This is a genomic window from Amycolatopsis sp. NPDC114504 (assembly GCF_055633595.1).
On the sequence record NZ_JBVKDU010000007.1, the window covers coordinates 168,353 to 180,725 of the forward strand.

At 70.6% G+C, this 12,373-nt stretch carries 7 protein-coding genes; 3 read left to right on the forward strand and 4 right to left on the reverse strand.

Annotated elements, in window-relative coordinates; translation table 11 throughout:
- Nucleotides 1-43 precede the first annotated feature (43 nt).
- The gene (locus ACZ7PG_RS47585; protein WP_470245845.1) at nt 44-3,922 is read left to right on the forward strand and encodes a carbohydrate-binding protein; all 3,879 of its coding nucleotides are present in this window, start codon (nt 44-46) and stop codon (nt 3,920-3,922) included.
- 43 nt (nt 3,923-3,965) lie between these two features.
- Here the strand turns inward: ACZ7PG_RS47585 and ACZ7PG_RS47590 are convergent, their stop codons facing one another.
- Nucleotides 3,966-4,355, reverse strand: coding sequence for a VOC family protein (locus ACZ7PG_RS47590; RefSeq protein ID WP_470245846.1), 390 nt, complete (start codon nt 4,353-4,355; stop codon nt 3,966-3,968).
- A gap of 20 nt (nt 4,356-4,375) precedes the next feature.
- Nucleotides 4,376-5,524, reverse strand: coding sequence for a xylose isomerase (gene xylA / locus ACZ7PG_RS47595; protein WP_470245847.1), 1,149 nt, complete (start codon nt 5,522-5,524; stop codon nt 4,376-4,378).
- A 98-nt stretch (nt 5,525-5,622) separates the two neighbouring features.
- On the opposite strand from xylA, the gene ACZ7PG_RS47600 reads away from it, so the two are divergent.
- Complete coding sequence (locus ACZ7PG_RS47600; RefSeq protein ID WP_470245848.1) at nt 5,623-6,786, forward strand: ROK family protein; 1,164 nt, start codon at nt 5,623-5,625, stop codon at nt 6,784-6,786.
- Here ACZ7PG_RS47600 and ACZ7PG_RS47605 read toward each other — a convergent pair.
- Both ACZ7PG_RS47605 and ACZ7PG_RS47610 read right to left on the reverse strand, forming a co-directional pair.
- Nucleotides 6,774-8,156, reverse strand: coding sequence for a galactose-binding domain-containing protein (locus tag ACZ7PG_RS47605; RefSeq protein ID WP_470245849.1), 1,383 nt, complete (start codon nt 8,154-8,156; stop codon nt 6,774-6,776). The two genes, ACZ7PG_RS47600 and ACZ7PG_RS47605, sit on opposite strands and share 13 nt — an antisense overlap.
- A gap of 131 nt (nt 8,157-8,287) precedes the next feature.
- On the reverse strand, nt 8,288-11,521 hold the full coding sequence (locus tag ACZ7PG_RS47610; RefSeq protein WP_470245850.1) for a S8 family serine peptidase: 3,234 nt from the start codon (nt 11,519-11,521) through the stop codon (nt 8,288-8,290).
- A gap of 235 nt (nt 11,522-11,756) precedes the next feature.
- Here ACZ7PG_RS47610 and ACZ7PG_RS47615 point away from each other — a divergent pair, with 235 nt between their 5' ends.
- Nucleotides 11,757-12,371 carry a TetR/AcrR family transcriptional regulator gene (locus ACZ7PG_RS47615; RefSeq protein WP_470245851.1) on the forward strand — a complete coding sequence of 205 codons (615 nt, stop codon included), beginning with the start codon at nt 11,757-11,759 and terminating at the stop codon, nt 12,369-12,371.
- Nucleotides 12,372-12,373: the final 2 nt, after the last annotated feature.

Sequence of the window (12,373 nt, forward strand, 5' to 3'; positions counted from 1 at the left end):
CACTCCGGGGCGAAGCACGCTCAAAATCAGGAAGGACCCCGAAATGTCTCCGTCCCCACCGAAGTGGGCGAGGCTGTTCGGCGCCGCACTCTTGAGCGCCGGCCTCCTGCTCACCGTCGACACCCCGGCCCGCGCGGACATCCCGCCCGCCGACTACCAGCAGGTCGCGCTCGCCACCGGCGCGGCCGAGCTCGGCGAGGCGATGTCGCTCGCCGTGCTGCCCGACCGCTCGGTCGTGCACACCTCGCGTGACGGCACCGTCCGCGTCACCACCGCGGCCGGCGCGACGTCCGTCGCGGCCAAGCTGAACGTCTACACCCACGACGAGGAAGGCCTCCAGGGCGTCGCCGCCGACCCCGGCTTCGCCACCAACCGCTACGTCTGGCTGTACTTCTCGCCTCGTCTGTCCACACCGGACGGTGACGCGCCGACCGACGGCACCGAGGCCGACTTCGCGCCGTTCAAGGGCGAGCTGCACCTGTCGCGGTTCGTCCTCAAGACCGACAACACGCTCGACCTGGCCAGTGAGAAGGTCGTCCTGAAGGTCGCCAACGATCGCGGGCAGTGCTGCCACGTCGGCGGCGACATCGACTTCGACGCCGCCGGCAACCTCTACCTCACCACCGGCGACGACACCAACCCGTTCTCCTCCGACAGCTACTCGCCGATCGACGAACGGACCACGCGCAACCCGCAGTTCGACGCGCAACGCTCGTCCGGCAACACGAACGACCTGCGCGGCAAGCTGCTGCGGATCCACCCGCAGGCCGACGGGACGTACACCGTGCCGTCCGGCAACCTGTTCGCGCCGGGCACCGCGAGCACCCGGCCGGAGATCTACGCGATGGGCTTCCGCAACCCGTTCCGGATGAGTGTCGACAAACCGACCGGCGTCGTCTACCTCGGCGACTACGGCCCGGACGCGGGCACGACGGACCCGAACCGCGGGCCGCAGGGCCAGGTCGAGTTCGACCGGATCACCTCCGCCGGCAACTTCGGCTGGCCGTACTGCACCGGCTCGAACACCACGACCGAGACGTACAACCACTTCACGTTCCCGAGCGGCCCGTCGGGCGCGAAGTACGACTGCGCGGGCGGGCCGACGAACTCCTCGTTCCGCAACACCGGCCTCGCCCAGCTGCCGGTGCCGAAGCCCGCGTGGATCAAGTACGCGGGTGACGAAGGCTCGCCGCCGGAGTTCGGCAGCGGCTCGGAGTCGCCGATGGGCGGGCCGGTCTACCGCTACGACGCCGCTTCGACGTCCACGGTGAAGTTCCCGCAGTCCCTCGACGGCAAGTACTTCGCGGGGGAGTACGGGCGCAAGTGGATCAAGGCGGTCACCGTCAACGCCGACGGCACCCGCGGCGGCATCGAGAACTTCCCGTGGACCGGCACACAGGTCATGGACATGGCGTTCGGCCCGGACGGCGCCCTGTACGTCCTCGACTACGGCACCGGCGACGACAACCAGGCGCTCTACCGGATCGAGTACCTGGCGGGCACCAACCGCAACCCGGTCGCCAAGGCCGCGTCCGACAAGACGTCCGGCCCGAACCCGCTGACCGTGAACTTCTCTTCCGCGGGCAGCAGCGACCCCGAAGGCGGCGCGTTGAGCTACCGCTGGGACTTCGGTGACGGCGCCACGTCGACCGCGGCGAACCCGGCGCACACCTACACGACCAACGGGACCTATTCGCCGACGCTCACGGTGTCCGATCCGGAGGGCTTGACCGGCTCCGCGAGCCTCGTCGTCACGGTCGGGAACACCGCGCCGTCGGTTTCGCTGGGTGTGCCGGCGGACGGTCAGCTGTTCTCCTTCGGGGACACCGTGCCGTTCCAGGTGACCGGCAGCGACCCCGAGGACGGGCCGCTGGACTGCTCGAAGGTCAAGGTCACGTACCTGCTGGGCCACGACAGCCACCAGCACCAGATCACGCAGCAGACCGGGTGCAGCGGCTCGATCGCCGTCCCGGTCGACGGTGAGCACGATGCCGCGGCGAACATCTTCGGGGTCTTCGACGCGCAGTACACCGACAACGGCGGGCTGACGTCGCACAGCGTGCGCAAGCTCCAGCCGCGGCACCGCCAGGGTGAGCACTTCTCGGCCCAGTCCGGGATCCAGCTCGCCGACCACGGCGCGGCCGAAGGCGGCCGCACGGTCGGGTACACCGACGACGGCGACTGGATCTCGTTCACGCCGTACGCGCTGGGCAACGCGACGTCGATCAGCGCGCGGGTGTCCTCGGCCGGCCCGGGCGGCACCCTCGAGGTCCGGGCGGGCTCGCCGACCGGCACCCTGCTCGGGTCCGTGGCCGCGCCCAACACGGGGGACTGGGAGGTCTTCCAGAACGTCACGGCGAACCTGGCGAACCGCCCGGCCGGCACGACGACGCTCTACCTCGTGTTCAAGGGCGTGACCGGGCAGGGGAACCTGTTCGACCTCGACGCGTTCACCTTCACCACCGCCACCCAGGCGGGCCCGGTCGAAGGCGAGTCGTTCACGTCCGGCTCCGGGGTCCAGATCGCGCCGCACGCCTCGGCGAGCGGCGGGAACACGCTGGGCTACATCGACGACGGCGACTGGGCCGGGTACGCGTCGGTGAGCACTTCGGGCGCGCGGTCCTTCACCGCGCGGGTGTCGTCGGACGGTCCGGGCGGCACGATCGAGATCCGGTCGGGCTCGGCCACCGGCACGCTGCTGGGCACGGTCGCGGTGGCGAACACCGGCGGCTGGGAGAACTTCCAGACCGTGACGGCGTCGGTATCGGGCGGCTCCGGGCCGCTGTTCCTGGTGTTCCGCGGCGGTTCCGGTTCTCTGTTCGACGTCGACACGATTAGCCTGAGCAGTATGCCGACCCAGGTCGATCCCGCGTACGACGTGCTGGTGTTCTCCAAGACGGCCGGTTTCCGGCACGACGCGATCCCGGCGGGGATCCAGGCGATCCGCGAGCTGGGCGCGGCCAACGGCTTCGGCGTCACGGCGACCGAGGACGCTTCGGTGTTCACGGCCACCGAACTGGCGAAGTACCAGGCGGTCGTCTTCCTGTCGACCACCGGTGACGTCCTGGACGCCACGCAGCAGGCCGCCTTCGAGTCCTATGTGGAGGGTGGCGGCGGCTACCTCGGCGTCCACGCCGCGGCGGACACCGAGTACGACTGGCCGTGGTACGGCACGCTCGTCGGCGCCTACTTCAAGAGCCACCCGGCGATCCAATCCGCCCGGTTCGTGACCGAAGACGCCACCCACCCGGCGACGGCGCACCTGCCGGCCGTCTGGACCCGGACCGACGAGCTGTACAACTACCGGACGAACCCGCGGGGCAGCGTGCACGTGTTGCAGACCCTGGACGAGTCCAGCTACACCGGCGGTGAGATGGGTGCCGACCACCCGATTACGTGGTGCCACCCGCAGGGCGGCGGCCGCGCGTTCTACACCGGGCTCGGCCACACCATCGAGTCCTATTCGGACACCGCGTTCCGCACCGAGCTGCTGGGCGGGATCCGGTACGCCGCCGGGGTCGTCGAGGCGGACTGCGGGGTCGCTTCGTCGTCCACAGTGGAGGGTGAGTCGTTCACGTCGGGGTCTGGTGTGCAGATCGCCCCGCACGCCCCGGCGAGCGGCGGCAACACCCTGGGCTACATCGAGAACGGTGACTGGGCCGGGTACGCGTCGGTGAGCACGGCGGGTATCACGCGGTTCAGCGCGGTCGTGTCCTCGGCGGGCGCGGGCGGCACGATCGAGATCCGCGACGGCTCGGCGACCGGCGCCCTGCTGGGCACGGTCGCGGTGCCGAACACGGGCAGCTGGGAGACGTTCCAGACGGTCTCCACGACCATGTCACCCGGCTCGGGCCCGCTCCACCTGGTCTTCCGGGGCGGCGCGGGTTCCCTGTTCGACATCGACACCTTGACGGTGTCGTAAGACCGGGGAAGGGCCGCCGTGTCCGCACGGCGGCCCTTCTTCGTCACGGGGTCACTTCGGCGAGGCCGAGCATGTTGCCCTCGCTGTCGCGGAACCACGCGGCGCGTTCGCCGCGGCCCTTGCTCGGGTAGTTGCCGCGGATGTCCATGATCCCGTCCACCGCGCCTTCGTACTCCTCGAAGACGACTCCGCGCGCCCGCAGTTCGGCGACCGCGGCCTCGACGTCGTCGACGTAGAAGCCCATTTGTGTGAAGGAACCGTCGGACGCGCCCGCCGAGGCGAACAGGCAGAACACGCCCGACGCACCTTCGTAGCGCAGACCGCCTTCCCGCTCCTCGGCCGGTTCGAGGCCGAGCTTCTCCGAGTACCACCGGCGGGCTCGGGCCAGGTCCTGGGTGGGGATGCGGGCTTCGATCCGCGCGTCGCTCAGCATCGCCTCAGGCTAACCGCTTTTCAGCGGACGCCGAGGAGGTGCTCCAGGGCCAGCTGGTTCAGGCGCGTGAAGTGGTAGCCGCGCGTGGCCGCCGCGTCGAGGTCGAAGTCGTCGTTCAGCAGGTCGTCGAACGACTCGCCCGGCGCCAGCGTCGGCGTCGCGAGGTCCGGGACCCGGGATGCCGCCAGCGCCTCGGCGACCTCCGGGTCCGCCCGGAACGCGGCCGACTTCTCCTTGAGGATCAGGTAGGTCCGCATGTTCGCCGCGGCGGACACCCACACGTCCGCCGGGTCCTCGGTGCGCAGCGGCTTGTAGTCGAAGTGCCGCGGACCCTCGTAGCCGCCGTTCTCCAGCAGGTCGACCAGGAAGAACGCGCTCTTGACGTCGCCGTGGCCGAAGATCAGGTCCTGGTCGTACTTCGGGCCGTGCTGGCCGTTGAGGTCGATGTGGAACAGCTTGCCCTGCCACAGCGCCTGCGAGATGCCGTGCACGAAGTTGAGCCCGGCCATCTGCTCGTGCCCGACCTCCGGGTTGAGCCCGAACATCTCGGAGCGCGAAAGCTGCGAGATGAAGCCCAGCGCGTGCCCGATCGTCGGCAGCAGGATGTCGCCGCGCGGCTCGTTCGGCTTGGGCTCGAGGGCGAACCGCAGCGAGTAGCCCTTCTCGACGACGTAGTCGGCGAGCAGGTCGAGGCCCTCCTTGTAGCGGTCCAGCGCCGCCCGGACGTCCTTCGCGGCGTCGGACTCGGCGCCTTCGCGCCCACCCCAGACGACGTAGGTCTCCGCGCCCAGCTCGGCCGCGAGGTCGAGGTTGCGGCGCACCTTCCGCAGCGCGTAGCGCCGGACGTCGCGGTCGTTGCTGGTCAGGCCGCCGTCCTTGAACACCGGGTGGGTGAACAGGTTCGTCGTCGCCATCGGGACCTTCAGGCCGGTCTCGGCCAGAGCCTTGCGGAATCGCTCGATCGCCTTGTCGCGGTCGGGCTCGGTGGCGAGGAGGTCGTCGTCGTGGAACGTCACGCCGTAGGCGCCCAGCTCCGCCAGCCGGTGCACGCTCTCCACCGGGTCCAGCGGCGGCCGAGTCCCGACCCCGAACGGGTCGTTCGCGGTCCAGCCCACGGTCCAGAGGCCGAAGGTGAACTTGTCGGCCGGCTGGGGAGCGTAGTCGCTCATGACTGTCCCTTCATTTAGTTCACGTTGTAGACTAAATATGCGCCGCGGCGGTCCCGGGCGTCAAGAGGCCGGTTAGAGTGCTTCTCAGGAGGGACGTGATGACCCAGGCCGTGCGGCACGAGGAGATGCGTGCCCGCAACCTCGAGGTCGTGCTGGGCGCGGTCAGCCGCGGCGGCCCGCTGACGCGTGCCGCGCTCGCCGAGCTCACCGGGCTGACCAAGTCCACGGTCTCGAAGCTCGTCGGCGACCTCGTGGACGCGGGGCTGCTGGCCGAGACCGGGCCCGCGCGGGCGGGCGAACGCGGCCGGCCGGGCGTGGAGGTCGTGCTCAGCGGCGCGCGGGTGGCGTCGCTGGGGCTGGAGATCAACGTCGACTACCTCGCGGTCCGCGTGCTCGACCTCACCGGCGGCGTCCGGTTCGCCGCCCGCCGTGAACGGGACAACCGCGGGTCACGGCCCAAGAAGGTCCTGGCCGAGCTGCAGGCGCTGGCGTCGGAGGCGCTGACCGAGACCCACCGGCTCGGGCTGGAGGTCGCGGGCGCGGTGCTGGCGGTGTCCGGCCCGGTCGGCGACGGCGTGCTGTTCAGCGCCCCCAACCTCGGCTGGCAGGACGTCCGCCCGGCCGACCTGCTGCGCCTGCCCATCCCGGTCGAGCTGGACAACGAGGCGAACCTCGCGGCACTGGGCGAGCTCTGGTTCGGCGACGGCGAGCGCGACTTCCTCTACGTGTCGGGCGAAGTCGGCATCGGCGCGGGTCTGGTCGTGAACGGCACGCTGTTCTCCGGCGCGCGCGGGCTGGCCGGCGAGCTGGGCCACGTCGTCGTGGCGCCGGCCGGGCCGCCGTGCCGGTGCGGCGGCAGCGGGTGCCTGGAGATGTTCGCGGGCCAGGAAGCGTTGCTGGCGGCTGGGAACGCTCCGACACTCCCGGCGTTCCTGACCGCCCTCGAAGCCGGCGACCCCGCGGCACGGGCGGCGTGCGTGGCCGCCGGGGAAGCCCTCGGCGTCGCCCTCACCTCGGCGGTGAACCTCCTCGACCTCGACCGCATCGTGCTCGGCGGCGTGTTCACGCAGCTGTACCCGTGGCTCGCCGAACCGGTGTCCGGGGTGCTGTCCGCCCGCCTCGGCGGACTCCGGGGCTCGCCGCCGGTGCTGTCGGCGTCACGCCTCGGCGGTGACGCCGCCACGCTGGGCGCGGCCGGGCGGATCGTGCACCGGGTGCTCGCCGACCCGGCGCCCTTCGTGAGCCGGGCTCAGGAGGCGTAGGCCTCCACCTCGGACAGCTGGCCGGCGGGCCAGCCGGTGTTGCCGCTGAAGGTCAGCCGCACGGAGTGATCGGTGCCGGACACCGGGATGGTCACGGTGTTCCCGTTCGCGGGGTCGAACACGTACCCCGCCGGGCTGCCGCCGTTCACCGCGATCGTCTGCGTCCGGGCGCCCCACGACGGCGGCAGCTTCAGCACCAGCCTGCTCGCCGCGGCGCCGAGGTCCACCGTGAACGTCTGCGGGAACGCGGTGTTCGTGCTTTCCCAGTAGCTCGACGCGTTCCCGTCGACCGCGTTGCCCGGCGGGAACCCGCCCTGCGAACCGGTCGCCGACGCCGCCTTGCCCAGTGCGACGTTGCCCGAAGGAGTGGCGAGCTGCGCCGCCCAGTACCGCGTCCGGTCGAGGTAAGCGGTCTCCGAAGCCGCGCCCGAAGTCCCGTAGGCGCCAGCGAAAGTCTCGTACGCTCCCGAAGGCGGCGACGATCGGGCCGGCTCGATGACCGACCCCTCGTGCCACTCGTTGAACGACGTCACCGAAACCCAGTCCGCGTTCGAGGACAGCGCGTTCTGCCACTCCCGGTCATAGGTCGCGCCGTTGTCGCGGCCCAGCGTCGGTGTCGTGTTGCCCGGGACCGCGCGGTCGTCGACGTACCCCGGGCCCACCGACGGTGCCCACACCAGGCCGTTCGCCTTGCAGTAGGCGCTCGCACCCGCCCAGCCGGGCGCCGTGGCCCCGGCGATCGCGTCGTAGGTGTACATCCCGCCGAAGTGCGCGACCTTGCTCGTGTCGGTCGTCTGCGCCAGCACGATCGCCGACGACCGCACTTGGTCGAGCGGCGTCCAGTCCGTGATGCGCAGGCTCTCGAAGACGTAGAACGCGCCGCGCCCGCCCTCCCGGTAGAACGCCGGGCTCGAGCCATACCGCCCGGTGAGGTAACCGATGTCCGCCACGGTCGACGCCGCTGTCCGCCCGTTGTAGGGCTCGAGGTGCCACGCGACGCGGATCCCGTGCCGGGCCGCGGCTTCCAGCACCCCGGCCGCCAGACCGTCCTCATAGGACCCCTGACCCCACCAGCTGTAGACAATCACCCCGGCGCCGGACTGCTCGATCCACCGCATGTGCTGCTCGACCGCGCCGGCGAAGTCGCCGGAGTCGTACGGGCCCAGCACCGGGTAGAAGTTCGCCCCGACGTCGTCCGGTGGCGTGTGGCCGCCCTGCTGCCAGTGCCGGTAGCCGGTGGAAGCGCCGCCGTACCAGGGGTAGTAGAACAGATGGGTGCGGCCCGAAAGTGCCGCCGCCGCGTGCGCGACACCGGGCAAAGTGGCCGCCAGCAAGAGAAGCGCGGCGAAGAACGTCGAAATCCGGCGCATGTTCCAGACCATACGGACACCCGCCGAAAGACGGCAAGAGTTCACCGCACATACGCAAACTTGCGTCGGAAACCCACCAACACAGCGAAAACCGCCCCGGGCGAACCCGGGGCGGTTTCCGTTGAACGGGACTAGCTCACGGAGTTGACCAGCACCAGCGACGAGCCGACCGTGACACCCGTGTCGGTCTGCACGGTCAGCTGACCGCGCAGGATCCGGCCCGACGCGGGGGCGGCCGTGGCCGTCACCGTCGCCGGCACGGTCCACGAGCTACCGGACGCCCGCGCCGCGTTCGCGTCGGTCACCGCGACCGAACCGAACGCCGGGTTGGTGAACACGTCGAGGTAGTCGTACTCGGTGGTGCCCGCGGGCACCGCGTAGCCGTCGACCAGCGCGACCCAGACGCCCGCGGCCGGGTTGGCCACGGTCACCGACTCCTCGGAGTCGCCGTCCGCGCTGACCGCCGCCTGCACGCAGGAGCCGGTCGTGCAGTTGTACAGCACCAGGTCCAGGTCGGCACCGACGTCGGACGTCTTGCCGATCGTTGCCGTCAGCGACGTCGAGCCCGGCGTCACCGCGATCTGGTACTGCTGCTGCGCACCTTCGGCGATCGACGGCCGCGAGATCTTCGCGCTGCCGAGCGTGGCGCCGTTCAGCTTGCCGGTGAACGCGCCGAGGGTGTTCGTCACGGTGTAGGACCGTGCGATCGGCGTGTTCAGCGTGGCCGAGGCGATGGTGTCGGGGTTGGGCGCGATGGTCGTGCCCAGCACCGAAGCCGTCAGCTTGAACGCCGCGTTGTCCACATCGGACGTCCGGCGCGCTTCGACGACGATCTCCCACACACCCGGCAGCGGGTTGGCGATGGTCCGGCTGGTCGGCGTGCCGCCGGGGCAGCCCGCACCCGCGTCAGGCAGGTAGCAGAACGTCGTCGACGTGCTCGCCTCGGCCGGCACGCCGGTCGGGTCGTAGCGCAGGAACCGGACCTGGCCCTTGCCCTTGGCGCCACCGCCGGCGTCCAGGTCCACCTTCAGCGCGCTGGCACCCTGCGGCACCCGCACGAAGTAGCTGGTCGCCTGGTTGCGGGCGATCTTGCCGGAGACGTCGACCTGGTACCCCTTGGCGGCGGTGAACTCCTGCGGCGCGAAGACCGTGTTGAGGGTCTGCACGTCGATGCCGATGGTCAGCGGGTTGTCCAGGTACAGCAGTGCCGAGTGGACGCCCGCGGTCTTCGGGTTCACCTTGACGTCGAACTTCACCGGCGTGTTCAGCGGCAGCACCACCGTCGACGCCGAGGAGAACGTCCCGTCGTTGCCCGTCCACCGCGCGAAGTACGGCGCCGGCTTCGCCGAGCCCGTCGTGCGGGTGATCGTGTACGTGCGGGTGTAGGCCTTGCCCGTGGTCACGCCCTCGCGGTCGTGGATGCCCACGCCGGTGTTCGGGGTGGCCAGCAGGCCCGACAGCGCGGTGTGCACCTCGACCGACGTCGAGACGGCGTCGAGCTTCGGGTTGAGCGACAGCGCGACGAAAGCCGCCGGGACGTTGAACAGGCCCGCGCCCTGGGCGTACGCGCCGATGCCCGGCACGAACCGCGCGGTCGACTTGATGGCCGCGCGCAGCTGCGCGACCGGCGGCCGCTGGCCATGGTGCGTCGCCTTGTACGCGCTCACCAGCAGTGCCGCCGCGCCGGTCGCCTGCGGCGCCGCCATCGACGTGCCCTGCAGCATCGCGTACCCGGCGGGCAGGCTGTACGTGCCGGCCACCGGGCTCCCCGCTTCCCAGCGCGGGGTGGTCGAGATGGCCGCGCCGGGCGCGATGATGTCCGGCTTGAAGCCACCGTCCTCACGCGGGCCGCGCGAGGAGAACGGGTGCAGCGACTCGGCGTTCTGGGTCTTCGAGCCGTAGTTCGAGAGCCAGGTCTCCTTGGTGATGTACGAGCCGACCGAGATCGCGTCCGTGGCCACCGACGGGTCGCCGACGGTGTTCGCCCCGTAGCCGCTGTTGCCGGCCGAGATGAAGATCTGGACGTTGTACTCGGCGATCGTGCGGTTGTAGAGCTCCGCGCGGGCGTTGTTGCCGTCGTTGAGGGCCGGCAGGCCGCCGATCGAGATGTTGATGACGTCGGCGCCGTGGCTGGCCGCGTAGACGACACCGTCGATCAGGCCCGACGACGTGCAGGCGGTGCCGGTGAGGCAGACCTTGACCGCGAGCACCTTCGCGCCCGGGGCCGCGCCGTCCATCTTGCCGCCGAACAGGTCGTTGCCGGTGGCGATGCCCGCGACGTGCGAGCCGTGCTCGGCGCCGGCGATGCCGATGCCGACGAAGCCCGGCTTGTCGGTCTGGACCACGAAGGCCATCCGCTCGGCGATGTCGGTCGCCGGGTTGTCGGTGCCGAAGTACCCGACGTCGTACTTCTTGGCGTAGTCGGTCATCGGCTTCTCGTCGGTGAAGTCGCCGTTGCCGTTGAGGTCGACGCGGACCTCCTTGGTCACGCTGTCCTCCAGCACGCCCCAGGAGTCGGCGCGGTCGCCGTCGCGGTTGACGTCACCGCCGGTCTCGCTGTCCGCGGCGCCCAAGTCGCCCGCGGTCTCGGTGAAGACGCCGACCGTGTACGGGCCGCCGGTGGCCGGGGCCGTCCAGGTCTTGCCGTTCGCGGTGAAGGTGCCGGTGTAGGTCGCGGCCGACTGCGCGACCCAGGTGCCGTCGCCGGAGTTGGTGGCGTTGGCGTTGTACCAGTCGACGATCTTGCGTTCGCCGTGGCTGGTGGTGGCCAGCGCGGGGGAGTCGAGGTCGACGCCCGAGTCGAGCACCGCGACCGTGGTGTCCTTGCCGTCCCAGTTGGGCAGGACCTGGCCGAACTGCGCCGCGTAGGTGTCGCCGGTGGGGAGGTACGGGTTCACGCGCGGGGTGTTCTTGCCCGGCGCGGGCTGCGGCGACGGGTCCTGCGCGCCGTCGGTCTTCGGGTCGTCGCGGTAGACGAGGCCGTCGACGTCGACGGCGTTGACCGACTTGAGCTTCGCGGCCTTCTCGGCCTTGTCCGTCGGGACGCTGACCTTGACGTAGTCGAGCTTGGTGTCGGTGGACTGGACGACGCCACCGAGCGCCTTCAGCTCGTTGACGGCGGCGCCGGTCTGGCCCTTCTCCGCCGCGATCAGCAGCGTGACATCGGGCTTTCCGGCCTTCTCGGCTTCGGCGACGAGCGCGCGGTCGTGCTCGTCGAGGGTCTTTCCGTCGGCCGCGCCCGAGGTCGGCGGGGCCTGCTGGGCGGACGCCACGGGGACGGCGATGCCGAGGACGGAGGCGCCGAGTGCGGTGGCGAGGACGGTGATCCCGGCCCGCCGTCTCCAGCGCGATCTGTGCTGTGTCACTGAAACGACCCTTCGTGAAGAGATGCGTCCGAGAAGTACACATCGTGAGATCTTCGTCAGCAATCAGACAGTTAGCCCATCACCCGCAATTGGTCGCGGGCCGAATGGCCTAATCCGCTGCCCGGTTGGGCGGTCACCCGAAGCGTCCATTTCGCGTGAAAGCCACGCCTTGCTACACGAGCGTGCAGGGGGCTATATTCACGTGTAGTCAGCTACACGCACGTATAGGACGCCGATGAGCACCGAAGACTTCACCGCGCGGGCCCGGATCCGGGACGCCGCCATCAAGCTGTTCACCGAGCGCGGCATGGAGAAGACGTCGATCCTCGACATCGCCGAGGCCGCCGGGGTGTCCGGCGGCCTGATCCGCCACCACTTCGGCTCCAAGGACGGCCTGCGCGAGGCGTGCGACACGTACGTCTTCGACGAGCTGCTGAGGTTCAAGGAGGAGGTGCTGGCGAAGGGCGTCGCGAACCCGGGGTTCCTCCCGACGTTCGACGCCCGCCAGCTGCTCTTCCGCCGGTACCTGGGCCGGGCCATGGTCGACGGCTCCCCGTCCGCCGAGGCGCAGTTCACCGAGATCGTCGACGGCACCGAGCGCTACTTCCGCGAGCAGGGCATGGACATGCCCGACCCGCGGGGCGTCGCCGCCGCGCTCGCCGCGATGACCGGCGGGCTGATGATCCTGCAGGACCACATCGCCCGCGCGCTCGGCGAGGAGCCGGGCACGCACGAGGCGATGCTGCGGATGTCGATGGCCGCCGGGCACCTCTTCATGAACCCGCTCGCCACCCCCGAAGTCCTCGAAAAGGCCCGCGAAGCGCTGGCCGCCTACCAACGGAAGGAATGACG